Origin of the sequence: Larkinella soli, assembly GCF_003703975.1 — a bacterium.
GTDB lineage: Bacteria > Bacteroidota > Bacteroidia > Cytophagales > Spirosomataceae > Larkinella > Larkinella soli.
This window is the reverse complement of the sequence record NZ_QTJY01000004.1, coordinates 150,813-176,237: the sequence shown is the minus strand read 5'-3', so window position 1 is coordinate 176,237 and position 25,425 is coordinate 150,813. Positions and strand designations below refer to the sequence as shown.

At 58.9% G+C, this 25,425-nt stretch carries 24 protein-coding genes; 17 read left to right on the top strand and 7 right to left on the bottom strand.

The annotated features are described in order from the left end of the window. Window positions 1–86: 86 nt before the first annotated feature. Genes DX909_RS12445 through DX909_RS12430 form a run of 4 tightly spaced genes read left to right on the top strand, consistent with a single transcriptional unit; the run spans window position 87 to window position 7,802 of the window. A complete protein-coding gene (locus tag DX909_RS12445; protein ID WP_128545507.1) occupies window positions 87–1,478 on the top strand; it encodes an alginate export family protein in 1,392 nt (463 codons plus the stop codon). Window positions 1,479–1,533: 55 nt separating this feature from the next. Then, a complete protein-coding gene (locus tag DX909_RS12440) occupies window positions 1,534–2,829 on the top strand; it encodes an MFS transporter (RefSeq protein ID WP_128545506.1) in 1,296 nt (431 codons plus the stop codon). A 25-nt stretch (window positions 2,830–2,854) separates the two neighbouring features. After that, window positions 2,855–6,376 carry a nitrate reductase gene (locus tag DX909_RS12435; RefSeq protein WP_128545505.1) on the top strand — a complete coding sequence of 1,174 codons (3,522 nt, stop codon included), beginning with the start codon at window positions 2,855–2,857 and terminating at the stop codon, window positions 6,374–6,376. A 7-nt stretch (window positions 6,377–6,383) separates the two neighbouring features. After that, on the top strand, window positions 6,384–7,802 hold the full coding sequence (locus DX909_RS12430) for a rubredoxin (protein ID WP_128545504.1): 1,419 nt from the start codon (window positions 6,384–6,386) through the stop codon (window positions 7,800–7,802). Here the strand turns inward: DX909_RS12430 and DX909_RS12425 are convergent. Continuing rightward, entirely contained in the window at window positions 7,799–8,446 is a 648-nt protein-coding gene (locus DX909_RS12425; RefSeq protein ID WP_128545503.1) for a phosphatase PAP2 family protein, read from the bottom strand. The two genes, DX909_RS12430 and DX909_RS12425, sit on opposite strands and share 4 nt — an antisense overlap. A 97-nt stretch (window positions 8,447–8,543) precedes the next feature. Here DX909_RS12425 and DX909_RS12420 point away from each other — a divergent pair, with 97 nt between their 5' ends. The 8 genes from DX909_RS12420 (at window position 8,544) to accC (ending at window position 15,611) form a co-directional block, all read left to right on the top strand. Continuing rightward, window positions 8,544–10,097, top strand: a complete 1,554-nt coding sequence (locus tag DX909_RS12420; RefSeq protein WP_128545502.1) for an ArnT family glycosyltransferase — start codon at window positions 8,544–8,546, stop codon at window positions 10,095–10,097. Between the two features lie 66 nt (window positions 10,098–10,163). Next, window positions 10,164–10,703 carry a YceD family protein gene (locus tag DX909_RS12415; protein ID WP_128545740.1) on the top strand — a complete coding sequence of 180 codons (540 nt, stop codon included), beginning with the start codon at window positions 10,164–10,166 and terminating at the stop codon, window positions 10,701–10,703. A 103-nt stretch (window positions 10,704–10,806) separates the two neighbouring features. Beyond that, the gene (gene rpmF / locus DX909_RS12410) at window positions 10,807–11,001 is read left to right on the top strand and encodes a 50S ribosomal protein L32 (protein WP_128545501.1); all 195 of its coding nucleotides are present in this window, start codon (window positions 10,807–10,809) and stop codon (window positions 10,999–11,001) included. 182 nt (window positions 11,002–11,183) lie between these two features. Beyond that, window positions 11,184–12,122 carry a phosphate acyltransferase PlsX gene (gene plsX, locus DX909_RS12405; RefSeq protein WP_128545500.1) on the top strand — a complete coding sequence of 313 codons (939 nt, stop codon included), beginning with the start codon at window positions 11,184–11,186 and terminating at the stop codon, window positions 12,120–12,122. Between the two features lie 16 nt (window positions 12,123–12,138). After that, window positions 12,139–13,128, top strand: coding sequence for a beta-ketoacyl-ACP synthase III (locus tag DX909_RS12400; protein WP_128545499.1), 990 nt, complete (start codon window positions 12,139–12,141; stop codon window positions 13,126–13,128). A gap of 57 nt (window positions 13,129–13,185) precedes the next feature. Then, the gene (gene efp / locus DX909_RS12395; protein ID WP_128545498.1) at window positions 13,186–13,749 is read left to right on the top strand and encodes an elongation factor P; all 564 of its coding nucleotides are present in this window, start codon (window positions 13,186–13,188) and stop codon (window positions 13,747–13,749) included. A 35-nt stretch (window positions 13,750–13,784) separates the two neighbouring features. Then, window positions 13,785–14,261, top strand: coding sequence for an acetyl-CoA carboxylase biotin carboxyl carrier protein (accB, locus tag DX909_RS12390; protein ID WP_128545497.1), 477 nt, complete (start codon window positions 13,785–13,787; stop codon window positions 14,259–14,261). Between the two features lie 6 nt (window positions 14,262–14,267). After that, window positions 14,268–15,611 (top strand): acetyl-CoA carboxylase biotin carboxylase subunit, encoded by a 1,344-nt coding sequence (accC, locus tag DX909_RS12385; RefSeq protein WP_128545496.1) that lies wholly within the window; start codon window positions 14,268–14,270, stop codon window positions 15,609–15,611. A gap of 61 nt (window positions 15,612–15,672) precedes the next feature. Here accC and DX909_RS12380 read toward each other — a convergent pair whose 3' ends face one another. After that, complete coding sequence (locus DX909_RS12380) at window positions 15,673–16,239, bottom strand: NAD(P)H-dependent oxidoreductase (protein ID WP_128545495.1); 567 nt, start codon at window positions 16,237–16,239, stop codon at window positions 15,673–15,675. Between the two features lie 67 nt (window positions 16,240–16,306). Between DX909_RS12380 and DX909_RS12375 the strand changes: the two genes are divergently transcribed. Next, window positions 16,307–17,152: an AraC family transcriptional regulator gene (locus DX909_RS12375; RefSeq protein WP_128545494.1), complete on the top strand. Its 846-nt coding sequence runs from the start codon at window positions 16,307–16,309 to the stop codon at window positions 17,150–17,152. Window positions 17,153–17,158: 6 nt separating this feature from the next. Here DX909_RS12375 and DX909_RS12370 read toward each other — a convergent pair whose 3' ends face one another. Together DX909_RS12370 and lepB are read right to left on the bottom strand one after the other, a co-directional pair. Beyond that, window positions 17,159–17,896, bottom strand: a complete 738-nt coding sequence (locus DX909_RS12370) for a class I SAM-dependent DNA methyltransferase (protein WP_128545493.1) — start codon at window positions 17,894–17,896, stop codon at window positions 17,159–17,161. A 12-nt stretch (window positions 17,897–17,908) separates the two neighbouring features. Further along, window positions 17,909–19,078 (bottom strand): signal peptidase I, encoded by a 1,170-nt coding sequence (gene lepB / locus DX909_RS12365; protein WP_128545492.1) that lies wholly within the window; start codon window positions 19,076–19,078, stop codon window positions 17,909–17,911. Window positions 19,079–19,305: 227 nt separating this feature from the next. Between lepB and DX909_RS12360 the strand changes: the two genes are divergently transcribed. From DX909_RS12360 to DX909_RS12350, 3 genes are all read left to right on the top strand, one after another. Next, window positions 19,306–20,259: an HNH endonuclease gene (locus tag DX909_RS12360; protein WP_128545491.1), complete on the top strand. Its 954-nt coding sequence runs from the start codon at window positions 19,306–19,308 to the stop codon at window positions 20,257–20,259. Window positions 20,260–20,438: 179 nt separating this feature from the next. Further along, window positions 20,439–21,302 carry a M23 family metallopeptidase gene (locus tag DX909_RS12355; RefSeq protein ID WP_128545490.1) on the top strand — a complete coding sequence of 288 codons (864 nt, stop codon included), beginning with the start codon at window positions 20,439–20,441 and terminating at the stop codon, window positions 21,300–21,302. 43 nt (window positions 21,303–21,345) lie between these two features. After that, window positions 21,346–22,869 (top strand): GH3 family acyl-acid amido synthetase, encoded by a 1,524-nt coding sequence (locus DX909_RS12350; protein WP_128545489.1) that lies wholly within the window; start codon window positions 21,346–21,348, stop codon window positions 22,867–22,869. A gap of 135 nt (window positions 22,870–23,004) precedes the next feature. Here the strand turns inward: DX909_RS12350 and DX909_RS12345 are convergent, their stop codons facing one another. The 3 genes from DX909_RS12345 to DX909_RS12335 all read right to left on the bottom strand — a co-directional run bounded on the left by DX909_RS12345 (window position 23,005) and on the right by DX909_RS12335 (window position 25,101). Beyond that, the gene (locus DX909_RS12345) at window positions 23,005–23,808 is read right to left on the bottom strand and encodes an SDR family oxidoreductase (protein ID WP_128545488.1); all 804 of its coding nucleotides are present in this window, start codon (window positions 23,806–23,808) and stop codon (window positions 23,005–23,007) included. A gap of 94 nt (window positions 23,809–23,902) precedes the next feature. Continuing rightward, on the bottom strand, window positions 23,903–24,541 hold the full coding sequence (locus DX909_RS12340; protein WP_128545487.1) for a hypothetical protein: 639 nt from the start codon (window positions 24,539–24,541) through the stop codon (window positions 23,903–23,905). Between the two features lie 95 nt (window positions 24,542–24,636). Continuing rightward, the gene (locus tag DX909_RS12335) at window positions 24,637–25,101 is read right to left on the bottom strand and encodes a S24/S26 family peptidase (RefSeq protein WP_206512996.1); all 465 of its coding nucleotides are present in this window, start codon (window positions 25,099–25,101) and stop codon (window positions 24,637–24,639) included. A gap of 15 nt (window positions 25,102–25,116) precedes the next feature. On the opposite strand from DX909_RS12335, the gene DX909_RS29775 reads away from it, so the two are divergent. Further along, on the top strand, window positions 25,117–25,413 hold the full coding sequence (locus tag DX909_RS29775) for a hypothetical protein (RefSeq protein WP_206512995.1): 297 nt from the start codon (window positions 25,117–25,119) through the stop codon (window positions 25,411–25,413). Window positions 25,414–25,425: the final 12 nt, after the last annotated feature.

Sequence of the window (25,425 nt, the reverse complement as noted above, 5' to 3'; positions counted from 1 at the left end):
AGAAAAAAGAAACCCTGCCAAGTGGCGGCTCGGCAGGGTCAAGACTACTGTTTAAGACGTGTTCCACCTTAAACCTCTTCAAATGTATGAAAAAGCTCATACATTCCAAATTCCTATTGGGTTTTTACGGATTATTTTTGCTTAGCCAATCGGGCTTCGCACAATTTACCCTGTCGGGGCAGCTTCGGACCCGAACCGAACTCCGAAACGGCCAGGGCACCCTTCTCAAAGCCGGCGACCAACCGGCCTTCTTTACCTCCCAGCGCACCCGGCTCTCGGCCGGATACGGCGGCTACCGGGTCAAATTCTTCACGACGCTTCAGGATGTCCGGGTCTGGGGGCAGGATGCCTCCACCATCAACCGCACGACCCATGCGGACCTGAACGGCCTGATGATCCATGAAGCCTGGGCCGAAATCGCCCTGACCGACACTTCCTACAAAGCCGGCGAACTGGCCCTGAAGATCGGCCGCCAGGAACTGGTCTACGACGACGTGCGGCTGCTCGGCAACCTCGACTGGCTCCAGCAGGGCCGCCGGCACGATATGGCGCTCCTGAAATACACTACCCCGACCGGCTGGATCGCGCACCTCGGGCTGGCGTATAACCAGAACCGGGAGCTGAAAACGGGCACGGTGTACAACGGCGTTCCAACCGGGTATACGGCCGGTACCAACGGCATCGGCACGATGTATAAATCGCTTCAATTTCTGTATATCGGCAAAAAAACCGCCTTCGGCAACGGCTCCTTCCTGCTGATCAAAGACGATTTCAACAAATACCGCACGGTGACCGACACGACCGGCAAACCGCCCGTCGTGAACCGGGTCTACGGCAACGGCACCTGGAGCCGCTATACGACCGGCTTCTTCCTGACCGGCACGGCCTTCAAACGGGCTTCCTTTATCGGAAACGCCTATTATCAGTTCGGGAAGGACCGCGACGGTCTGCCGATCAGTGCCTGGATGTTTTCGATTCAGGCGCTGTACAATGCCGGTAAACGCTTCAGCATCGGCCCCGGCTTCGACTATACCTCCGGCAACAATACCACCGGCCCGCTGACCAGAAACCATAAGTTCGACCCCCTGTACGGCACCCCGCATAAACACTGGGGCTACATGGATTACTTCTACGTAGCCGACGGCTTCGGCCGGGCAGGGCTGAAGGACGTTTATCTGCGGACGCGCTACAAAGCCGGAGAAAAAAGCCTGCTGACGTTCGACCTGCACCAGTTCAGCTCGCCCAATGCCATTTATAAAACCGACGGCCGCTCCGCGATGAGCAACCGATTCGGCACCGAACTTGACCTGATCTACAGCCATACCCTGACCAAAAGCATCGGGCTGGAAGGCGGCTACTGCGCCTTTCTGGGCACCGAAACGCTGGCGTCGGCGGCCGTCAAGAACGTGACCAACGCGAAAAAGAACGCAACCTGGGCGTATCTGATGATCAACATCCGCCCCGATTTCCTGAAATAATCTTTCTCCGTTCCGGCCGGCCCGTTACCGACTGCCGGCCCCAACCCATACGACCATGAAAACCGGAAAACTCACGAAACTCGATATCTTCTCCTTCCGGGGCGTTCAGATGCGGACGTTCCACATCACCTGGCTGACGTTTTTCTTCTGCTTCTTCGGCTGGTTCGGCATTGCGCCCCTGATGCCGGTGATCCGGGAAGACCTGGGTCTGACCAAACCGCAGATCGGCAACGCCATCGTAGCCGCCGTCTCCATGACCATCTTCGCCCGGCTCATCATCGGGCGGCTCTGCGACACCGTCGGCCCGCGGCTTTCGTATACGCTCCTGCTCGTCCTGAGCGCCATTCCGGTGCTGGGTATCGGTCTGGCGAACAGCTACGAAACCTTCCTGCTGTTCCGGCTGGGCATCGGCGTCATCGGGGCGTCGTTCGTCATCACCCAGTACCACACCTCGGCCATGTTCGCCGACAACATCAAGGGAACCGCCAACGCGGTAGCCGGCGGCTGGGGGAACCTCGGCGGGGGCATCACCAATATGCTTATGCCGCTGATTCTGGCCGGATTCGTCGGGCTGGGATACACGAAGCCGGAGGCCTGGCGGCTGGCGATGCTCATTCCGGGCGTGATCCTGCTCATCATGGCCTTCGTCTATTACCGCTTTACGAAGGATACCCCGGAAGGCAACTTCGCCGACATCAAATGGCAGAAAGCCGCCGGCCAAGGTGCCCCGGTCAGTTTCTGGGCGGCCTCCGCCGACTGGCGCGTCTGGGCGCTCTTCCTGGCCTACGGCGCCTGCTTCGGCATCGAGATCACGTTCGACGGGGTGGCGGCCCTGTATTTCGTCGACACCTTCAAGGTCGATCTGCCCACGGCCGGGCTGCTGGCCGGCATTTTCGGATTCATGAACATTTTCGCCCGGGCGGTGGGCGGCATCGTGGCCGACCGCGTCGGCAGCCGGTTCGGACTTCGGGGCAAGGGGCTGCTGCTGGCCGGTCTGCTTCTGCTCGAAGGCGTGGGCATCATGCTCTTCTCCCAGACCGGTAACCTCGTGATCGCCGTCGGAGCCATGCTCCTGTTTGCTTTCTTCCTGAAAATGGCGAACGGGGCCACTTATGCCATCGTGCCCTTCGTAAACAAGCGGGGTGTGGGCGTGGTCAGCGGCATCGTCGGGGCGGGTGGCAACGTCGGCGGGGTGCTGGCCGGTCTGCTGTTCAAATCCGAATCCATCACCTACGAGCAGGCCTTCCTGTATATCGGCATGGCCGTAGCCCTTGTGGCCGCGTTCGTCGTGCTGACCCGTTTCGACAAAAAACCGACCCCCGAGCTGGCGGCCGTTCCTGATCTGGTCTAACCATGAGGCTGGAAAGCCTTTTCCTATGACGACTCAACAACCCATTAAATCGACCTGTTCGTACTGCGGTGTCGGCTGCGGCATCCTCGTTCATCAGGACCGCAACGGGCGGCTCCGGGTGGAGGGCGACCCGTCGCACCCCGTCAACCGGGGGCAGCTGTGTTCCAAGGGCATGAATCTGCATTACACGGTCATGGACACCTCCGACCGGCTCCTGTATCCGCAGATGCGCGAAAATCGCAGCATGCCGCTGGAGCGCGTCGGCTGGGATACCGCCCTCGAGCGGGCAGCCGCCGTTTTCAGGTCGCTGATTACCCGGTTCGGGCCGGATTCGGTGGGGTTCTATGCGTCCGGCCAGTGCCTGACCGAAGAATATTACCTCATCAACAAGCTGACGAAGGGCTTTCTCGGCACCAACAACCTTGACACCAACTCCCGGCTGTGCATGAGCTCGGCGGTGGTGGGGTATAAAATGGCGCTGGGCGAGGACAGCGTGCCGTGCAGCTACGAGGACCTCGATTTATCGGATTGTTTACTGATTGCCGGCGCCAACCCCGCCTGGTGCCACCCGATCCTGTTCCGGCGGGTCGAAGCCCGCAAGGCGCAGAATCCGGACTACAAGATCATCGTCGTGGACCCGCGCCGGACGCAGACCGCCGTCATGGCCGACCTGCACTTCCAGATCAAACCGGGTACGGACATCGTGCTGTATCACGCCATCGCCCGGGGCCTGATCGACCGGGGGCTGGTGGACCAGGCATTTATCGATCAGCATACGGAAGGTTTCGAAGCGTTCCGCGACAAAGTGCGGGGCCGCACCATCGCCCAGGCCGCCGTCCACTGCGGAGTCAGCGCGGAAGACATCAAGTGGGCCGTCGAATACATCGGCCGCTCGAAAGGCTTCATGACCATGTGGGCCATGGGCCTGAATCAGAGCGTCATTGGGGTCAACAAGAACCTCGCACTGCTCAATCTGTCGCTCATCACCGGACAGATCGGCAAACCGGGCGCCGGGCCGCTCTCGCTGACCGGTCAGCCGAACGCCATGGGCGGCCGGGAAGTGGGCGGGCTGAGTAACCTGCTGCCCGCTCACCGCGATCTGAACAACCCGGCCCACCGGCAGGAGGTCGCCGAATACTGGGGCGTTCCGGCGCTGGCCCCCAAACCGGGTTACACGGCCACGGAGATGTTCGAAGCCCTGCGCGACGGCCGCATGAAAGCCGTCTGGATCGTCTGCACGAACCCGATGGTCAGCCTGCCGGACTCCCGGCTCGTGGAGGAGGCTCTCAGAAACGCCCGCTTCGTGGTGGTGCAGGATATTTCGGGCCGCTCCGATACGCTGGCCTATGCCGACCTCGTGCTGCCGGCGGCCGGCTGGGGCGAAAAGTCCGGCACGATGACCAATTCCGAACGCCGGATCAGCTACCTCAACGCCTTTACGCAGCCTCCCGGTGAAGCCAGACCGGATGCGGAAATCATCTGGAGCTTTGCCCGCAAAATGGGCTTCGGCGACGCTTTTCCCTACCGGAACGTATCGGAAGTTTACGACGAACACATCGGCCTGACCAAAGGCACCCGCATCGACATCAGCGGGCTGAGCCACACGCGGCTGAAAACCGCCGGTACCATCCAGTGGCCGGTACCCGATGCCGACTCGACCGGCACCCCGCGCCTGTTTGCCGACCACCGGTTTTATACCCCCAGCCAAAAGGCCCGCATCCATACGGTTTCCGACGAAAATCACTCGGAGGAACTGTCAACCGACTTTCCGCTGATCCTGACGACGGGCCGCATCCGCGACCAGTGGCACACGATGACCCGGACCGGCAAGGTCAGCAAACTGAACCGGCACATTCCCAAACCGTTTCTGGAAATTCATCCGAAAGACGCCGAAGAACGCGGGCTGAAGGAGGGCGATCCGGTGATCGTGTCGGGGAAACGGGGCGAGGTGCGCGTCAATGCGAAGATCACGAAGGACATCCGGCGCGGGGTAGTTTTTCTGCCGATGCACTGGGGCAAAATTCTCCGGCAGGATTTCGGGCGCACCAACAACCTGACCCAGCCGCTGATCGACCCGCTGTCGAAGGAGCCGGATTTCAAGTTCTCGGCCGTGCAGGTGCGGAAATACGTAAAGCCGAAGCAGAAGATCGTCGTGATCGGCGCAGGAGCGGCCGCCACCCGGTTTCTGACTACCTACCGGCCCCTGAACGACACCGACGAAATCCACGTCTTCAGCCGGGAAATTTATCCCTTCTATAACCGCGTCATGCTTCCCGACTACATCAGCGGGACGCAGACCTGGGAAAAGCTTCTGAAGATGAGCGCGGAAGAAACCGCTGCGCTCGGCATTCACCTCCACATCGGCGTTTCCGTCGGGCAGATCGACCGGGCGGCCCGGACTATTATCGACGACCGGGGCGAAACGCACTCCTACGACGTGCTGCTGCTGACGATGGGCAGCCGGGCCTTCATGCCCCGCGACTACGTCACCGACCTCACGGGCGTCATGACCATGCGGACCCGCACCGACGCCGATACCCTGCGCAGTCAATTGCAGACCGGCGACCCGGTGGTGATCGTCGGCGGGGGGCTGCTCGGCCTTGAACTGGCGGCTTCCCTGCGGGAGATCGGCATGGGCGTCACGGTGATTCAGCGCGAAAACCGCCTGATGACCCGGCAGTTGGACGACGTTGCCAGCGCCCTGCTGCACGAAGAACTGACCGACCGGGGCGTCGAAATCCTGTATAATGAAAGCATCCGGTATTATGTCGGGGAAAAAGCCGTCGAGGGCGTCCACCTCTCGAACGGTCAGACGGTCGCGGCCAAAGCCGTCGTGTTCGCCATCGGCACCACGCCCAACACCGAACTGGCCCGCTCGGCCGGCCTGCCGGTCAACCGGGGCGTGGTGGTGAACGAATACCTCCAGACCGCCGACCCGGCCATTTTTGCCGCCGGAGAATTGGCCGAACTGAACGGGCAGCTCTGGGGCATCACGGCAGCCGCCGAGGAGCAGGCCGACGTGATCGCCCGGTATCTGAACGGCGATCTGCTGAGTTATTACACCGGTTCGCTGTCGATGAACATTCTGAAGATGGAAGGTCTTCAGCTGTGTTCCATCGGTCTGTCGGAAGCGCCCGCCGGGGCCGCCGGTTACGAGGAAGTGGTTTTTCTGGACAAGGCACACCGGTATTACAAAAAATGCATCATCCACGAAGACCGGCTGGTCGGGGCGATCCTGATGGGCGACAAGGCCGAGTTTCAGGAGTATAAGGAACTGATTCACAGCCGTGCCGAGCTTTCGGAAAAACGGCTGGCCCTGCTGCGGTCGGGCCAGGCACCCGCGCCGGTGCTGGGCCGGCTCGTCTGCTCCTGCAACAACGTCGGAGAAGGCAACCTGACGGAAGCCGTCCGCGCCGGGGCCAACGAACTGGGCAAGCTGTGCCGGACAACGGGCGCCGGAACCGGCTGCGGCAGCTGCCGCCCGGAGGTGAAAGCGATTCTGGAGCGAGTGGGGAAAAAACAGGCGGTCGTGGCTGACCAGGCTTAATTGTCACATGAATACACTAAGGATTCTTACGCAGGGCGGCACGGTTTCGCCCGGGGATCTGCGCCGGATCGTGGTTCTGGCGCGGGAATACGGCGTCGAGACGCTGGAGATCAGCAACCGGCAGGAGATGCTGCTGCCGGTTCCGAAGGCGCTGCTCCGGGAAGACCTGGCCCGGCGCATCGAGGCCATCGGCCGACCGACGGATGCCGCCGACCCGTCGGTGCAGAACGTCGTCTCCTCGCTGCCGGCTACCGATGTGTTTCCCGATACGCCCTGGCTGACGACCGGGGTGTACCTGGACGTGCTGGCGCAGCTGAGCCGCCCGACCCGGCTGAAGATCAACCTCGGCGACCCCGCCCAGTCGCTCGTACCCCTGTTCTCGGGAAACATCAACTTTGTGGCTTCGCCCGAACCTCACTACTGGTATGTCTTTCTGCGGCCTTCGGGGGCAGTCCGGCGGTATGGCTGGCCGGTCCTGATCGAAACCGAGTCGATCGGCGCGTTTGCGGAGGTGGTGGAGCGGCTTTATTTCGAACGTCCGATCACCGACCTGGAAACGTTTTACCGGAACGTCATGTCCGTGTTCCGGGGCCGCACGCGCAAGGCGGAAGCGGAGTGGAACCCGGTGCCGCCCCCGACGCCGGTCTATGAGGGATTCCATCAGACCCGGAGCGGCAGTTACTGGCTGGGGCTGTTTCGCAAGACCTACGCCTTTCCGCTGGCGTTCGTGGAGGCCCTGTGCGAACTGGCCCTGCAAACCCGCGCCGGAAAACTCTACCTGACGCCCTGGAAAACCTTTCTCGTCAAAGACATTCAGGAAAAAGACCTGCCCGGCTGGCGGCAGTTGCTGGGCCGCTTCGGCATCCGGACCCACGTACCCTCCTGGTATCTGAACTGGCAGCTGCCCAACGCCGATCCGGAGGCCGTATCTCTCAAAAACAACCTGCTGCTGCAACTGGAAGAAGCCGACGTCCGGACGGACGAGCTGAGTTTTTCGGTGAAAGTACCCTTCTCGGAAGTGGCCGCATCGGTGGCGATTCAGGTCAACGGCGCGCCGGACCGCTTCGACGTGTATCAGAAAGCCCTGTCGGGCAACCCGAATGCGCCGTTCGTGCTGGTGGCGAAAAGCCGCCCGGCCGACGCCCTGGGTGACGTCATCCGTGACCTGGCGCAGTCCTACTACGAACGACAGCACGCCTTCCTGCCCGAACCGCCGGGGCCCGAACCGGAAACCGGCGCCGAACGGCCGCTGCGGACCGTGCATCAATGCCCCCACTGTCTGACGGTATATGATCCCGAGTATGGCGAACCGCACCGCGGCTTTGAAGCGGGCCGGTCGTTCGGGTCGCTGCCGGAGGAGTACACCTGCGGCCTTTGCGACGCGCCGAAGTCGGAATTTACGGAGCAATACCGGCCGGAACGTTAAAACCGGATGCGCCGGGTGTGCCAGTGGCGCGGGTTCCGTTCCCAGTAACGACTCAGCCCCAGGTACACGGCCACGGAGGAAACCGTGCCGATGATCGAGCCGACGTAGACGTCTTCGACGAAGTGCTGAAACAGATACACCCGCGAATAGGCCACGATGACGGCCATCACCGCAAAAAACCAGCCCCGCCCCTTACGCTCGTCCAGCAGGGCGAGCAGGCAGAAGACGGCAAAGGCGGTGGTGGAATGGCCCGACGGAAAACTGTTGTAGCTGTGGATGTCCAGTCCTTCGATGACCCGGAATTCAAGCGCCGAATGCTCGAAATACCGGATGGGCCGGAGCGCGTCGGGAAATACGAAATGCTTCAGCAACTGGGCAATGCCGGTCGAGAGCAGGAAGGAAACCGCGCCCATGGCCGCATACCGGACCGATCTAAAGGCCAGTATCAGGACGACGATGACGGAAAAGGCCCCGTCGCCGAGGTAGGTGATGTTCCTGAAAAGCAGGTCGGCCGCGGGGGCATGATGCCGGTTGACCCACTGCATCAACTCCTGTTTACTGAACAGCAGCATCAGCACACCGACGACGACCAGCACCGCCGTATAGACCAGAAAGAAAGACCGGTTCAACGCTATCAGACGCATCTTTTCGGGGATCAAGGTGCAATTATAGCAGATCGGGACAGGTAGTGACAAATATTCGGCGTAACTTTAAGGCTGCTTTTACCGAGCCAAATCGTACATGATTGCGATTTCCCCGCAGGAAAGTTCCTCACTATCAAAGGTTGCCGCATCATACCGCCGGACCGGCTGGCTGTTCACACTGGCGTGGGGTGCGTTCATTCTGTTCCGCCGGCTGCTGCGGGAAGGAATGGGGGGCGACGGCCTGACCTACGCGTCCATCGCCCGGAATCTGGCGATCGGCCGGGGAACGTTCTGGGCGCCGTTTTTCTCCGAGTCCTTCTGGCTTCCCTACAACACGACCCATACGTTTTACGAGCATCCGCCCCTGATGTTCCTGCTCCAGTCGTGGTTTTTCCGGCTGTTCGGCGACGGCTACGCCACCGAGCGGATTTACTGCTTCGCCGTGCTGGCGCTGATCCTCTGGCTAATGCTCGTCCTGTGGCGGCAGATGGTCCCGGCCGGTCATCCGCTCCGCGCCTTCGACTGGCTGCCGGTGTTGCTGCTCTTTAGCTTCCGGACCGCCGAGTGGACCTACTCGCAGAATTATCTGGACTGTACGATGAGCCTTTTCTGCCTCCTGACGCTGGTGTTCACGATCCGGGGCTGGCAGCAGCCGCAACGTTACTGGGTAAATCTGCTTCCGGCGGTGCCGTCCCTGCTGGCGGCCGTGCTGACCAAGGGGCCGGTGGCGCTGCACGTGCTGGCGGCTCCGGCACTGTACGGCCTGCTGATGGTCCGGCCTTTTCAAATCGGGCCGGTTTTCCGGCGGACCACCTTTCTGACGGCCGGGTTTCTGCTCGTGTTCCTTCTGATTTTATCCTACGCGCCCGCCCTGCATTTCATGCAGACGTATTACCGGCAGCAGGTGATGGCGGCTCTGGCCAACAAGCGCGAGAATTTTGCGCATTCGACCGGTATGGGCCGCCTGCTGATCATGTGGATTCTGGCCCGGAACGTGACCCCGGCCCTGGCGCTGTTCGGGTTGCTGGGGCTGATCAACCTCCGACGGGCGGCCCGGGCACAGGCAGTTCCGGCGCTGCCCCGGGCGGGGCTGTTTTTTATCGCCATGGCCCTGGCAACGACCCTGCCGATGATGGTGAGCGTAAAGCAGATCGAGTATTATATCGTTCCGGCTCTGCCTTATCTGGCGCTCGGGCTGGCGATCTGGATCGGTCCGCAACTGCTGCGGCTCCTGGCTTCGTGGCCCGGTTTGCAGCGGGCGCTCCCGGTATGGACGACGGTGGGGGCCGCGGCCTGTCTGGCGGTGGTGGTTTATGCCTTCCGGATTGCCGGCACGCCGTATGCGAGTCAGGAGGCCATTTTGTCGGATGTGCATAAGGTCGGGCCAATCGTGCCGCAGCGGGAGCGTCTGGGCGTTTGTCCGGACATGATGCCGGATTATAGGCTGCATACGTATTTCCAGCGGTATTACCGGATTGCCCTGGCGGATCTCAAAGCCCGGCCGGCGTATCTGCTGACGCAGAGCGACTGCGACCAGGGCCTGCGCGGGCAAATCATAGCCGCCGGTTACCGGCCAATGAACGTTCATCTGGAAAATTTCACCTTTTACCATCGCGAAACTCCGCCTAATCGGCTGAGCGATACCCCTTAAATTGTAAAGCAATCTTTTGCGGTTCAGAAATAGATTCGTAACTTTGCGGACTATTTTGGAACGGTGGTGAAGGAGTTACAGAAATACGACATCTCGATTGTTGGTCTGGAAAACCGGGCGTACGAATACGATTTTGAATCGGACGACGCGTTTTTTGCGGCCATGGAGCAGGAATTGATCCAGAGCGGATCCTTCAGGACGCATCTGGTGCTGACCAAATCGGCGACGATGATCCAGCTGGATTTTCACATCCACGGCACCGTCGGTCTGACCTGCGACCGCACTCTGGAGCCTTTCGATGAGTCGATCGACCTCCGGGAGCAGCTGTTTCTGAAATTTTCCGACCACGCCGAAGAATTAACCGACGAGATCGAACTGATTCCCTGGGACACGCACCAGATCAACGTGGCCCGGTATATGTTCGATTTCATTGCCCTGTCGCTCCCGATGAAGAAGCTGCATCCGCGCTTCCGGAACGAGGAAGAGAGCGATACCGAGGAGGAAGGCAAGGTCATTTATCGCTCGGAGCCGGAAGGCACGGACGATGCCGGCGAGCCGCCCGTCGACCCACGCTGGGAAGCGTTGAAAAAACTGAACAATAATTAACATACACGTTGTCATTCGAAAGCCTCAGGGCATCCGGCGGAAAAGCCGGAGAGGTCCGGTACGCAGGAATGGCGGAAAATTCACTGATCAAGAAGACTAAGTTATGGCACATCCCAAACGCAGACACTCAAGCTCCCGCCGTGACAAGCGTAGAACGCATTATAAACTGACGGGCAAGACGCTTTCCGTAGACGCAACGACCGGCGAGGTTCACATCCGCCACAAAGCGCACGTTTTCGAAGGTAATTTGTATTACAAAGGCAAAGTAGTGATCGAAAACTACGCGCCGACGGCCTGATCACGTTACCCTCAACCTGAAGGGTATTTTTGACCGTTCGGAAAAGACTCCTTCAGGCGATTGAGGGCGAAGAGTATTTCACTGGAATCTGAATCGGATGAACGTGAAATACTTTTTTATTGCCCGGCAACTACTATTTTTACACGTTCGTTTACCATTTCAGCGCTCCCAAACCTGATTCAATGAGAATTGCAGTCGACGCGATGGGTGGTGATTTCGCTCCGGAAGCAATCGTGGAAGGAGTTGTGATGGCCGCCCGAGAATTACCGGATGATGTAACCATCGTTTTGGTGGGAAAACAGCCGGTAGTTGAGGAACTTCTTCAGAAATACGCTTATACAGGTACTGGTGTGGAGCTTGTCCATGCCGAAGAAGTCATTGAAATGGGGGAGCACCCGACCAAGGCTCTCTCTCAGAAACCCAATTCCAGCATCGGAGTTGGGTTTAAACTTTTACGCGACAGGCAGGTCGACGCCTTCTGCAGTGCCGGCAATACCGGAGCCATGCACGTCGGTGCCCTGTTCAGCATCAAGGCCATTGAAGGCGTGATGCGCCCCGCCATCGCCGGCTTCGTGCCGCAGCTCGACGGGGGGTTCGCCGTTATGGTCGACATCGGTGCCAATGCCGACTGCAAACCGGAAATGCTCCTGCAGTTCGGCGAAATCGGCTCCATCTATGCTCAGTACACGTTTGGAATCGATAAGCCCCGCGTGGCGCTGATGAACATCGGCTCCGAAGAGCAGAAGGGTTCGCTGGTGGCCCAGGCTGCCTATCAGCTGCTGCAGAACAGCCGTAAAATCAACTTCGTCGGCAATATGGAAGGCGGAGACCTGTTTCGCAACAAGGCCGACGTGATCGTTACCGACGGTTTTACGGGCAACATCCTCTTCAAAATGGGTGAGTCGATTTACGACGTCACCCAGGAGCTGGGGCTGAGCAACGCGTTTATCGACAAAACCAATTACGAATCGGTCGGCGGCAGCCCCATCGTGGGTGTCAACGGCAATGTGATCATTGCCCACGGGATCTCGTCTCCCCTGGCAATCAAAAATATGCTCAGTCTGGCCAGGAAACAGGTAGAATCCAATGCCTATACGAAAATAGCCCAGGCGCTGAGTTGAATTGTACCACCGAATTATGACCACCATCAGAGCAGCGATTACCGGAGTCAACGGGTACGTACCAGAGTATATTCTGACCAATGCCGAGTTGGAGAAGATGGTCGATACCAGCGACGAATGGATTACGAGCCGTACCGGTATCAAAGAAAGGCGCATTCTGAAAGGAGAGGGCCTCGGTACGTCCCATATGGCCGCCCGGGCCGTGGAGGGTCTGCTGTCGAAAACCGGCACGGCACCCTCGGACGTCGATCTGCTGATCTGTGCTACCACGACGCCGGATTACGTTTTTCCGTCGACGGCCAACCTGATCTGCGACATGGTCGGGATTCGGGCCATCGGCAGTTTTGATATTCAGGCGGCCTGTTCAGGCTTCCTGTACGCGCTCACGATCGGTTCGCAGTTTATCGAAACCGGTAAGTATAAGAAAATCGTCGTGGTCGGGGCGGATAAGATGTCGGCCATCGTCGACTACACCGACCGGACCACCTGCGTCCTGTTCGGCGACGGGGCGGGGGCAGTCCTGCTGGAACCCGATCCGGATGGCAACGGCATCCTGGACTCGATCATCCGTTCGGATGGCGTCGGACAGCACCATCTGTTTCAGAAAGCCGGCGGCAGCCGCTACCCGTCCACCCGCGATACGGTCGAGAAACGGTGGCACTACGTCTACCAGGACGGCCCGTCGGTCTTTAAATTCGCCGTCAAGAACATGGCCGACGTATCCGCCGAAGTAATGGAGCGAAACCATCTGAAAAGCGAGGACGTGGCCTGGCTGGTCCCTCATCAGGCCAACAAGCGCATTATCGAGGCCACTGCCAACCGCATGGGCATCGGCATGGAGAAAGTCATGATAAACATCCAGCGGTATGGCAACACCACCGCAGCGACCATACCGCTCTGCCTGTTCGACTACGAAGCGCAACTGCACAAAGGGGATAACCTTATCCTGGCCGCATTCGGCGGAGGGTTCACCTGGGGCGCACTGTACGTGAAATGGGCTTATTAAACGAATGGATGATTTATTTTTCATCCATTGTTCATTGTTAATCATCCTAAAAATCAAATGGCAACGACCGCAGACATTCGGAACGGACTCGTCATCAACTTCAACCACGATTTATTCCAGATCGTTGAATTCCAGCATGTAAAGCCCGGAAAAGGCGCGGCTTTCGTACGGACGAAACTGAGAAGTCTCACGACCGGCAAAGTACTGGACAACACCTTCAACTCGGGCGTCACGATCTACCCGGTTCGGGTGGAGCGCCGGAAATTCCAGTTCCTGTATAAAGATGAAGCCGGATTCAACTTCATGGACAACGAAACCTTCGACCAGATCAACCTCAACGATAAAATCGTCGATGCGGCCGACCTGATGAAAGAAGGCCAGGAAGTCGAAATCCTGATCAACGCCGAAACCGACACGCCCCTTTCCTGCGAACTGCCGCCCTTCGTCGAACTGGAAGTGACCTACGCCGAGCCGGGCATCCGGGGCGATACGGCCAACAGCCCCAAGAAAAAGGTCGAAGTGGAAACCGGAGCCACCATCAACGTTCCCCTTTTCATCGAACAGGGCGACAAAATCCGGGTCGATACCCGCACCTACGATTACGTCGAACGAGTGAAATAAAGAAGCCGCCTGCTCACAGACCAACACCCATACCCATGGATACGAAAGACATTCAGAAATTGATTGATTTCATCGCACAGTCAGGCCTGGATGAAGTCAATATCGAAACCAACGAGCTGAAGCTGAGCGTGAAGCGTTACGGCCAGGCACCGGCGGCCGGCCCGGTCCCTGCAGCCGTTCAGGCCCCGCCCGCGCTGCCTGCCCAGCAGGCGGCTTTGGCCCCCGCTCCGACCCCGGCCGCTCCGGCTGCGGCCAAAGCCGACACCTCCAATTACCTCACCATCAAGTCACCGATGATCGGAACCTTCTACCGCTCGTCGGGTCCGGACTCCGCAGCGTTCGTGGAGATCGGCGACGAAGTGAAGGCGGGCAAGGTGGTCTGCATCATCGAGGCCATGAAACTTTTCAACGAAATCGAGTCGGAAGTAACCGGGCGCATCGTCAAGGTCCTGGTCGAAAACGCCAGCCCGGTCGAATACGATCAGCCGCTGTTCCTCGTAGAACCAATCTAACGCGCCGTGTTTAAAAAAATACTCATTGCCAACCGGGGGGAGATTGCACTTCGAATCATACGGACCTGCCGGGAGATGGGCATCAAGACCGTAGCCGTCTACTCGACGGCCGACCGTGACAGTCTGCACGTGCGGTTTGCCGACGAAGCCGTCTGCATCGGCCCCCCGCCCAGCCGTCAGTCTTACCTGAACATCCCCAGCATCATTTCGGCCGCCGAGGTGACCAGCGCCGACGCCATTCACCCGGGCTACGGCTTCCTGTCCGAAAACGCCGAATTTTCGCAGATCTGCGCCGACTACGGCATCAAGTTCATCGGTGCCACGGCCGAGCAGATCAACGCCATGGGCGACAAGGCCACGGCCAAGGCCACCATGAAAGCCGCCGGCGTACCGGTCATTCCCGGCTCCGAGGGCCTGCTCGAATCCGTCGAGGAAGGCAAGCGCCTGGCGGCCGGCATCGGCTACCCCGTCATCATCAAGGCCACGGCCGGTGGCGGTGGCCGCGGGATGCGGATCATCAAGAGCGAACAGGACTTCGAGAAGGCCTGGTACGACGCCCGGATGGAAGCCGGGGCCGCTTTCGGCAACGACGGACTCTACCTGGAAAAATTCGTCGAAGAACCGCGTCACATCGAAATCCAGATCGTGGGCGACCAGTACGGCAAGGTATGTCACCTGTCGGAACGGGATTGCTCCATCCAGCGACGCCACCAGAAACTGGTTGAGGAAACGCCCTCGCCCATCATCAGCGCCGAACTGCGCGAGCGCATGGGCGATGCCGCCATCAAAGGGGCTTCGGCCATCGGCTACGAAGGCGCCGGCACCATCGAGTTTCTGGTCGACAAACACGGCCAGTTCTACTTCATGGAGATGAACACCCGGATTCAGGTAGAACACCCGATTACGGAAGAAGTGACGGATTTCGACCTGATCAAGGAACAGATCAAGGTGGCCGCGGGCGTGCCCATCTCCGGTAAAAACTATACGCCGAAGGTGTACTCGATGGAATGCCGCATCAACGCCGAAGACCCCGCCAACGGGTTCCGGCCGTCGCCCGGCAAGATCACCAACCTGCATTTTCCCGGCGGGCACGGCGTCCGGATCGACAGCCACGTCTACGACGGCTACACCATCCCGCCGAACTACGACTCGATGATCGCCAAGCTGATCGTGTCGGGCCAGTCGCGCGAAGAGGTGATTACCCGGATGAAACGCGCCCTGCAGGAGTTTGTCATCGAAGGCATCAAGACGACGATTCCGTTCCATATCAGGCTGATGGACGACCCCAAGTTCCGATCCGGTCAGTTCACCACCGCCTTCCTGGACAATTTCGATTTCAAGTCGCTTTAAGGAATTCAGAATAAAAAAACAGCGCCCGAGCCGACCGGTTCGGGCGCTGCCGTTTCTGCACTTACAGATTCCGAATGTCTTCCAGCCATTGCGCCTTCTGCTCCGGGCCGGCTCGGAGGACCGATTCCAGAAAGAGGTGGTGCCGGATCTCGAAGCCGCAGTATTCGAAAATACCACGGTCGGAGGTGAGCCGCAGCGCCTGGTCCATGCCACCGGCCCGGTATTCGGCGTGGGACTTGCCCTGGGTGTTGATAATCACCGCTTTTTTTCCTTTCAGAAGCCCTTCCTGAACGCCCTCCACGTAACGGTACGCGAAACCGTAGGAAAACACCCGGTCGATGTAACCCTTCATGACGGCGGGCAGGCCGGTCCACCAGATCGGGTAGACGAACGTTACCACCTCGGCCCAGGCCAGATACGCCTGTTCGACGGCGATTTCTTCCGGCATCCGGCCCGTGCGGGAGGCCAGCAGGTCGGCGGTGGTCAGCACCGGGTCGAAGCCGAGGGCGTACAGGTCACGGACAACGACCTCGTCCCCATTTTGTTCCAGTTTGCGCACCAGCGTTTCCTTGATGGAATGATTGAAACTGCCGGCGTCGGGGTGTGCATAAATAATGAGATTTTTCATCGGTCTTTTGTGTTTGGATGGGACAAAGGTCCCGCAGACCGACGCCTTAAAATTGTAAGAAAACGAAATGGAGGCTCTCCCAGACGGGCAGCTGATCGAAGCCGACGACCGGCTGGCGATGGTATTCAGCCACTATTACTGCATCGAACGGCCGGCCGATGCTCCGCCCCTGCGCCGGCACCTGATGCCGAATTACGAGATGCTGCTGGTGTTCAATTTCGGGCCGGAGGTGCCGGTGAAGCTGGGCAACCACGAATACCGGATCCGCCGGACGGCCGTACTGGGTCCGCTCCAGAAAACGCTGACCTACGACCTCCCGGGCGGAGCGGAGCTGATCATCGTCAACTTCACGCTCAACGGCTTTTACCGGCTGATGCGGGTGCCGATGCACGAGTTCCGGGCGGACGACCTCCACCACCCCGACCTGCTCCTCGACAAAGCCGGTTTCGGTGACCTGTGGACCCAACTGGCCGAAAGCCCAAACCGCAGCGACCGCCTGAACCGTATCAGCGACTATCTGCAGACGTCCGTCGCCCCGATTGACGAAGCCGCCTGCTCCCTGCTCGACACGATCCCGTATTTTCGGAATCCTTCGCTGGAGCCGGTCAAGGGCGTAGCCGGGACGCACGGACTCACGGCCCGGAGCGTTCAGCAGCGGTTTCAAATTCAACTGGGCTTTACGGCGAAGGAAATGGTCCGCTTTCTTCGGTTCAAGCGGGTGCTGGCGGAACTGGGGAAGCCGGGGCCGGACGCGCCGGTCGACTGGGTGCAGCTGGTGGAACGTTTCGGCTATCACGACCAGCCCCACCTCATCCGGGATTTCCGGTATTACGTGGGATTGACGCCCCGGCGGTTTCTGCGGCAACTGGCCGGGGGCGGGGTCTGCGTCAGCCCATCCGGGCGGTTTTATTGAGCGGAATTACCGTTTTACGGCCTTCAGAATCAGGAACAGCGGGATTCGATTCCGGCGCTCGAACTCTTCCTCGCTCCGAAAAGCCGACCGCTCGGGCTTTCCCTCCTTCAGGACTTCGATGGTGAAACCGGCGGTCATGAAGAGCTGCCAGTAATCTTCGAGCGTCCGGTGATACTTGACGACCTGCCCGCCGAGCCAGTCCTGCAATCGGCTCCCCGAATAAAAATACCGGTCGACCTCCCAATGGCCTTTTTTACCTTCCGGCCGGAAAACACCGAAAGAAGAGGTCAGCAGGGGATGTTCGACGGAGCAGATCAGTTCACCCCCAGCGCGCAGGCTTGAATGAATATTGCGGAGAAGCCCCTCCAGATCGGCGGTGTAGTGAAACACCAGCCGGGCCAGGACGGTGTGATACCTGCCTTCCGGGTAGGTCCATTCGTGGATGTCGGCCCGGATGAAGACGGCTTCGGGCGGCAGGCCCTGGGTCTGAGCCAGCGCAATCATTTTTCGGGATGAATCGATGCCGGTATAGCCGTCGGCACCCCGGCGGAGCACCTCCCCGGCCAGATCGCCGAAACCGCAGCCGAGGTCCAGCACCGGGCCTTCCAGCCGGGCGTTCAGAAGTGCCAGCACAACCGGTTTTTCGATGGTTTCGTTCGGGTTTTCCACCCAGCTCCGATGGTTCATATACCGCTCGAAAACCCCATGCTGGTCATAAAAATCCCGGCCGTTCGGAGCGTCCATAGGCGGCTTTCGTTACTCGATGATGCGGAACAGACGATTCCAGCGGATTTTATTCCAGACGTCGGCCGGAGCCGGATCGACGGACATCCAGACGAACACCGCCTTGCCCAGCACGTGGTCTTCCGGCACGAAGCCCCAGTAGCGCGAGTCTTCGGAGTTGTGCCGGTTATCACCCATCATGAAGTAGTAGTTCTGGCGGAAGGTGTATGACTGGATCGGTTGGCCGCCGATGCGGATTTCGGAGGGCGTCACCTGCACGTTTTCGTTGCCTTCATACCGGCTGATGATCGTGCCGTAGACGGCAATGGTCCGGCGGTTGATCGGGATGGCGGCACCCTCTTTCGGGATGGTGAGCGGCCCGTAGTTGTCCAGATTCCAGGCAAAGGCCGTGCTGCCGTAGATGCCCGGTCCGGCTTGGCCCGCCGGTTCGGTGGTCGGTTCGACGGCTTTCACCCAGTCGAGTTTTTTCAGCGCTTCGACGGCTTCCTGCGTCGCATTGATCTGGTAGCCGACCAGCACGTTGGCCCGGGCGGCTTTGCTGAATTCTTCCACCGGCTGCCAGTTGATGAACGGCCCTTCGGCCGAATTGTAGTCGTTGACGATGCCGTATTTCCGGAAAAACCGCTCATTCAGCACCTCGCCGGTGCGGATGAAATAGCTGGTCTGGGAGCGGACGGGCCGCGGAAACGCCTTTCCGTTGACCAGCACCTGCTCCTGCCGGATCTCGACGCGGTCGCCGGGAATGCCGATGCACCGCTTGATCAGGTAGGTTTTGAGGTCGGTCGGGTAGTCTTCTTCGCCGGGTTTGGGCGGGGGGTAGTTGAACACCACCACATCACCGTTTTTGACGTGCGTGAAGCCGGGCAGGCGGTATTGCGGCAACTGAACCCAGTCGAGAAAAGACGGAATGTCGGTACCCCATATCTTCTGGTGCGTGAGCGGAATCTGTAGGGGCGTTTTGGGTGTCCGGATGCCGTAATGCAGCTTGCTGACAAACAGGAAGTCGCCTACGAGCAGGCTGTTTTCCATGGAAGGCGTCGGGATGGCGAAGGCCTCGACGGTCAGAAACCGGATGAGCGTTGCCGCCACGACGGCAAACACCATCGAGTCGAACCATTCCCGCAGGGGCGATTTTTTCGGGCGGGGCGCTTTGGCAGCCCCCGACTTCTTCCATTTGAACATAAGCAAATCCGGCAAGAGTGAGGTGAACCCGAACCGGCGGGCAGGGCCGCTAACCGGGTCGGAAGCAGGAAGATACGGGCCCACGGCCGGAATGAGGACGAAAATTTACAGGGATGGTTTTTTAGGTGTCTGAGTGGAAGGAAAGGCAGCCTTGAAGTAACCAAAAATAAAACATGATGCATTTTTAGTTAATTTGGACTTTCCTACACTCTGTTCAGTTTTACCGGATGCGCTTAGAATCGATTGAAAAGTATCTGCCTGCTTTTCAGAAATTGAAACAGGGCGGCACAGCCTACGGCAAGGCACCGCACAAACCCGTTCTGCTACTGACCCTGATCGAACTGATCGAAAAGGGTTGGGTGACCGAAAACCGCTTCCCGATTTCGCCGGAACTGGTGGCTACTTTCAGGGAAAATTTTGCCCTTCTGGTGAAAACCGCTCACAAAGACGTTTTTACCCAGCCTTTCTATTACCTGAAGTCAGAAGGCTACTGGTTTCTGAAACCGAAAGACGGTGTTGCCATCGACACCTATATCCGTAGCGTACAAGTCCTCAGCGATCGCCTTGACTACGGTTATTTCGCCGGCGATCTATTTTCATTGCTGACTCAGCCGTCTGCGCGGTTGCAATTGAAAACCGTATTGCTCGACCGGTATTTTCCGGACACGAAAGCCGTTTTTTTAAGCGTCAGGAACAACGGCCGAAGCTACCTGGATGAACTTGAAAAACACCTGCTGAACGAAAAGGACGCATCTTACACTAAACCGGTGCTTCAGGCAGACGACGAGGAAACGCGGTTTATCCGGGGTGGATTATTCAAGAAGTTAGTCCCCAAAGTGTACGACTACACCTGTGCTATTTCGGGAATGAAAGTAATAGCTGCTGATAGTTCTTCTTTAGTTGAAGCCTGCCATATAAAACCTATTAGTGCAAAAGGTGATGACATCGTCACCAACGGCATCGCCCTCTGCCCAACGCTGCACACGGCCTTCGACCGGGGCATGATCGGGATCGACGAACGGCTGCGGGTCGTCGTTTCGCCTTCGCTGGCCGAAAACCCGCAAAGCCCGTACAACCTCCGCCAGTTTCATGGTCGGCCGCTGCGGTTGCCTTTCGGGGAAATGCATTACCCGGCCCGGGAGAACTTCCGGTGGCATCTGGAGATGCGGTTCCGGGCATGAAACCACCCCCGGGCCCCTCCTTGCTAAGGAGGGGGTGGCTCCGCAGGACTGAAAAGGGGCAGCGCACTCTCCCCCTCCTTGCTAAGGAGGGGGCCGGGGGGTGGTTCGATAGGTTTTCAAACACCCTCCGCCCCGCTTCGGTTGTTACTTCAAACGCATCAACACCCCATCCGCAACCGATGAAGGCTTTTTTCCTATTGCCGCTGGCCGGCTTCTGTCTCGGCCTGCTGCCGGTGACGGCGCAAACCCGCAGGCCGGCTTCCGACACACCGGCCAAAGCCGTGACCGTGGCCCAGGGCGAAGTGGCCCGCTGGGCAGGCAACTGCCGGCGCTGCGCACTTGAAAAACGGGCCTGGCCGGCCGTCAACGGCACCTGCTACTACCCGGTCGATATGGAAATGAAGGCGGGCGAATACACCATCTCGCGCCGGACCACGGGCGGCAAACTCGAAACGGCCCGGCTGACTGTCACGGAAAAACCCTGCGTGCAGGAAGACATCAAAAACTTCCCCAAGAAGGAATACGTGAACGTCTCTCCGCAGAATCAGGCCCGGGCGGCCAGCGAAGGCACCGAAGTCAACGCCGTGATCCGTTACAAAGATGAGGTGCGGCCGGCGGTGTTCGACCTGCCCGTCGGGAAGCCGGTGAACCCGCTGCCGAAAGGAGAAGGCAATTTCGGGGCCTGCCGGACCTTCGACGGCCAGCCCCGCGACCGGCATACCGGGCAGGATTATCCCGTCGGCGCGGGCAAGGCGGTGCTGAGTGTCGGCAATGGCCGGGTGGTGCTGGTCGCCGATCATTTTTACAGCGGCAAGGCGGTGTACATCGACCACGGCAACGGCCTCGTCACCGAATATTTTCACCTCCAGAGCATCGCGGTAAAAGACGATCAAACGGTGACGAAAGGGCAGAAGATCGGTGCGGTGGGCGAGACGGGCCGCGTAACGGGGCCGCACCTGCACTTTGGTGTGCGTTGGCACGGCGCCTGCATCAATCCCGGTTTCCTGCTGGTCGACCCCTCGGACCTGCCGCAGGTGCAATGAAGCGGGTTATTTCTGTTCATTCTTTAAGCAGCAAACGATTTTTATGGCAGTAATTGGTGAATTCATCCGCAAAGCGATTGACGTATACGGTTCCATCACCTCCGAACCCGATCCGGTGAAAGCCCAGGCGGACGTTCTGTGGAACCTGTTGAATAAAGCAAAAGGGACTGCCTTCGGCCGGAAATACAACTTCGGCCGGATTCTGGAAAGCGACCATTTCGTCCGGGCGTTCCAGCAGGAGGTACCGACGCACGACTACGATAAGATGTTTAACGACTGGTGGCATTACCTGCTGGAAGGGCACCAGAACGTCACCTGGCCGGGCGGGCAGCGGTATTTCGCCCTTAGCAGCGGCACCACCAGCAACAGCAAATCCATCCCCGTCACGGACGACATGCTCGACTCCATCCGGCGGTCGGGGATGCAGCAGGTGATGAGCCTGAAGAACTTCGACCTCCCGGCGGACTTTTTCACGAAGCAGATCATGATGCTCGGCAGCAGCGTGAGTCTCATCCAGAAAGACGACCATGAAGAGGGCGAGATCAGCGGTATCAGCGCAGCCAACCTTCCCACCTGGTTCCGAAGCTTCTATAAGCCGGGTATCGAAATCGCATCCATCAAAGACTGGGACGAAAAAGTGCGCCGGATTGCGCAGGAAGCTCCCAAATGGGACATCGGCAGCCTGAGCGGCATTCCGTCCTGGGTCGAGATGATGCTCGAAGAAGTCATCCGGTACAACCGCGTGCAGACCATCCACGACCTCTGGCCGAACCTTCAGGTGTACACCACCGGCGGGGTGGCCTTCGAGCCGTACCGTAAAAGCCTCGAAAAACTCTTTGCCCGGCCGCTGATCTACCTCGACACGTACCTGGCGTCGGAAGGGTACATGGCAACCCAGAAACGACCCGGCACCTCGTCGATGGCGCTGATTCTGGACAACGGTATTTTCTTTGAGTTTGTGCCGTTTACGGACGAAAACATGGACGAAGACGGTCGCGTCCGGCCCAGTGCCCGCGTGCTGACGCTGGAAGAAGCCGAAGAAAATACCGATTACGTGCTGCTGATCTCGACGGTTTCGGGCACGTGGCGGTATATGATCGGCGACACGGTGATGATCACGGACAAGCAGCGGTCCGAAATCCGGATTACGGGCCGTACCAAGCATTTCCTGAACGTAGTGGGTGAGCAGTTGTCGGTCCACCAGATGAACAAGGCCATGCAGAAGATGCAGAAGCAGTTCGACCTCGAAATCCGGGAGTTCGTGGTGGCTTCCATCCGCAAGGACGGGCAGCATATCAACCGGTGGTACATCGGTGCCGACAAGGAGGTGGACCACCAGCGGTTTGCGGAGGCCCTCGACGCTGAACTTTGCGAAGCGAACAAGAACTACAAGGTGGCCCGCAGCCGCGCGCTGAAAGCCGTGGAGGCCGAAGTGATTCCGGTCGAGCAGTTTTACCGCTGGAGCGAAGAATTCAAAAAACTGGGCGGGCAGACCAAAATTCCGCGAGTGATGAAGGAAGAAGACTTTCAGGAATTCGAGCAGTATATCAAAGGGCTGTCGGTGTGAAACCACCCCCAACCCCTCCTTACCAAGGAGGGGCTTTGCTTGATCTTGCATGCACACCGGCTGGCAACTCCCTTTAGAAATTGGCCGCCAGAAACGAAGCCCCCCTCCTTACCAAGGAGGGGGCCGGGGGGTGGTTCACTCCATGCCGTAATGCCGCCGGATCATGCGCTCGTACATTTTGACCGGCAGGATGCGCTTCAGCAGGACGGACACTTTTTCGAGCGGCTTCCCGACCCGGTAGAGCCGTTTGACCTCCGGCGCGTTCATGATGGACTCGATCAGGGGGCCGAATACCGCCGGGGAAATGCCTTCACTGACGCTCTGGTCGATCAGTTCGTAGGTGCGGTCGAAGGTGGCTTTGTAAACGCTGTCGGCCGGGATGGACGCCCGCAGGCGGTTTTTGTTGATGTCGGTCTGGGTGCCGCCGGGCTGAATCGTGCAGGCTTTGATGCCGAACGGACTGATTTCCAGCCGCAGGGCTTCGGTCAGTCGTTCGAGGGCGGCCTTGGAGGCACTGTAGGCCCCGCGATACGGCAGCCCGGCTTCGGCGGCAATGGAACTGATGTTGATGATCAGGCCCGACCGCTGACGGTGCATGATCGGCAGCACGGCCTGGATGGTCCGGATGACGCCCGTCACGTTGGTGTCGAACACCTTCTGCACGTCGGAGAGCGAGAGCAGTTCGATGGGGGCGGCAATGCCGAGGCCGGCATTGTTGATCAGCACATCCAGCCTCCCCTCTTTCTGCCGGATGTGTTCGATGCCCTGCTCGATGCTTTCGGCATGGGTTACATCCATCGTGATCATGGTGTAACTCTTCTTCGAAACCTCCGCGTGCCGCGACGTCCCGTACACAATATGACCCCGCTGGACCAGGTAAGAAGCGATGGCTTCGCCCAGACCCGTAGACGCTCCCGTAATCAGGATGACTTTCGACATAGCAGCTATACTAAACCCGTTGGTTTAAAAGGAGAAATTTTGCCCCAAAGCTACTGTTTTATCGTGACCGTCGGGAGCGGAAACCATCGCCGGCTCAGCCTAACGCCTTTTTCTGCTGCTGAAGCTTCTCTTCTTCCAGCTTTTTTACCTGCTCGACAATCTCCTCGGGCGAGACGTACAGCCGGGCGATCTTGTCCTTGTAGGCCTGGGGCAGTTCGGCGTGGTTCAGGATGAAGCGTTTCGTGGCGACGATGTACGGGCCGAGGCCGTGCGAGACGGCGTAAAAGTCGGCGATCCGCTCCACTTTTTTCACGTAGGAAGGATCGAACAGATAGGAAAGTCCAAAACCAACCAGCCCGGTATTGCTGCGGCATTCGTAATCCATGATGTGGCCCAGCTCATGGCCGATCCAGCCGATCATGATATCGTCGGGAAGCTGGTGGATCGGGAGAACCGAGTGGGTGAGCCGGAACATGGCGCTGATGTTGATCCGGTAAACCCGGTTTTTCCGGGGTTTCAGGATCGTCCGGAAAACCGGCTGGGCCTGCATCACCGACGACTTGATCCGGCGTTTGAAACAGAAGTGAATGCAGGTGTCTTTCAGTTCGGGATAGAAGGACAGGGCAATGAGCGCGTTTTTCCGGATCACCGCCGGAATGTGTTTGTTCTTCCCGTATTCTTCCAGATCGGAAGCCGTTTCACTCGTTTCCGTTTTAACTCCGGTTGGCAGCATACCGATAAGCGCGTTTTAGACTGACTTTCTTTGTAACGCTTAACGGGCCGGTTGGTTGTGGTCACCCCGGTAAAAAGGCCATTTATAATTGATTTTTAACCACATCCGGGGCATTCGGGCAGCGGCTCTTCGACGGGCAGCACCTGATACACCTCATACAGCACCCGTATTTCGGCTCTTGGAAACGAAAGCGGGCGAAAGTGCGGGTTGTCGAAGCGCAGCCGAAGGTGGTCGGCGTCGACGGCGTCGAGCCGACCGCAGAGTGGGGCCCCGTTCAACGGCTCGATCAGCACAACATCGGGGCCGGGTTTCCAGTAGTCGGGGAGGAGCGGAATACAGACGACCATCTCGTTCCAGATCAGCGTCGGGGCCATCCGGACCTCGCGCAGCCGGTAGAACCGGTGCGTCGCCACCTCTGTCCAGGTTAGCGGGGGCCGGTATTCCATGTAAATAACGGTGTTGTCCGGTGAAGCCCGGACAATATCGCGTGCATGAGCACACAAGTTTGGGCCGGAATGCTTTTCGGCAGTTCCGGCCCGGGCGTCCTTTGGGGTTCGCATACCAAGGAGGATTAAGTGAAAAAAGGGCAGGTCGCTGCGAACCCCACTCATTGCCCAAAGCGCCGAGAAGAACTAGGTACTTTCAACCTTTCGCCTGCCTGTTCCTGGTTTCAGTTCATCCGACATAAAGCTATGGGAATGGGGTTAACAAAAAGTAAGGTTCGCGGTCTAAAAGTAAGACGCTTGTATATCGAAATCAAGCCCGGCAAGAGCCGGGACGCAAAAAGTGCCGAATGGCAACAAAAAACGTCCGGCGACAAAAGCCGTTTCATTTTTGTTATCTTGCCGGATGCTAACCGGTTATGCAATTAAGGTAAAACCGGG

Coding starts and splice junctions, on each gene's coding strand:
- DX909_RS12445 (WP_128545507.1), top strand. CDS start 87: ATGAAAAAGCTCATACATTCCAAATTCCTATTGGGTTTTTACGGATTA.
- DX909_RS12440 (WP_128545506.1), top strand. CDS start 1,534: ATGAAAACCGGAAAACTCACGAAACTCGATATCTTCTCCTTCCGGGGC.
- DX909_RS12435 (WP_128545505.1), top strand. CDS start 2,855: ATGACGACTCAACAACCCATTAAATCGACCTGTTCGTACTGCGGTGTC.
- DX909_RS12430 (WP_128545504.1), top strand. CDS start 6,384: ATGAATACACTAAGGATTCTTACGCAGGGCGGCACGGTTTCGCCCGGG.
- DX909_RS12425 (WP_128545503.1), bottom strand. CDS start 8,446: ATGCGTCTGATAGCGTTGAACCGGTCTTTCTTTCTGGTCTATACGGCG.
- DX909_RS12420 (WP_128545502.1), top strand. CDS start 8,544: ATGATTGCGATTTCCCCGCAGGAAAGTTCCTCACTATCAAAGGTTGCC.
- rpmF (WP_128545501.1), top strand. CDS start 10,807: ATGGCACATCCCAAACGCAGACACTCAAGCTCCCGCCGTGACAAGCGT.
- plsX (WP_128545500.1), top strand. CDS start 11,184: ATGAGAATTGCAGTCGACGCGATGGGTGGTGATTTCGCTCCGGAAGCA.
- DX909_RS12400 (WP_128545499.1), top strand. CDS start 12,139: ATGACCACCATCAGAGCAGCGATTACCGGAGTCAACGGGTACGTACCA.
- efp (WP_128545498.1), top strand. CDS start 13,186: ATGGCAACGACCGCAGACATTCGGAACGGACTCGTCATCAACTTCAAC.
- accB (WP_128545497.1), top strand. CDS start 13,785: ATGGATACGAAAGACATTCAGAAATTGATTGATTTCATCGCACAGTCA.
- DX909_RS12380 (WP_128545495.1), bottom strand. CDS start 16,239: ATGAAAAATCTCATTATTTATGCACACCCCGACGCCGGCAGTTTCAAT.
- DX909_RS12375 (WP_128545494.1), top strand. CDS start 16,307: ATGGAGGCTCTCCCAGACGGGCAGCTGATCGAAGCCGACGACCGGCTG.
- DX909_RS12370 (WP_128545493.1), bottom strand. CDS start 17,896: ATGGACGCTCCGAACGGCCGGGATTTTTATGACCAGCATGGGGTTTTC.
- lepB (WP_128545492.1), bottom strand. CDS start 19,078: ATGTTCAAATGGAAGAAGTCGGGGGCTGCCAAAGCGCCCCGCCCGAAA.
- DX909_RS12360 (WP_128545491.1), top strand. CDS start 19,306: ATGCGCTTAGAATCGATTGAAAAGTATCTGCCTGCTTTTCAGAAATTG.
- DX909_RS12355 (WP_128545490.1), top strand. CDS start 20,439: ATGAAGGCTTTTTTCCTATTGCCGCTGGCCGGCTTCTGTCTCGGCCTG.
- DX909_RS12350 (WP_128545489.1), top strand. CDS start 21,346: ATGGCAGTAATTGGTGAATTCATCCGCAAAGCGATTGACGTATACGGT.
- DX909_RS12345 (WP_128545488.1), bottom strand. CDS start 23,808: ATGTCGAAAGTCATCCTGATTACGGGAGCGTCTACGGGTCTGGGCGAA.
- DX909_RS12340 (WP_128545487.1), bottom strand. CDS start 24,541: ATGCTGCCAACCGGAGTTAAAACGGAAACGAGTGAAACGGCTTCCGAT.
- DX909_RS12335 (WP_206512996.1), bottom strand. CDS start 25,101: ATGCGAACCCCAAAGGACGCCCGGGCCGGAACTGCCGAAAAGCATTCC.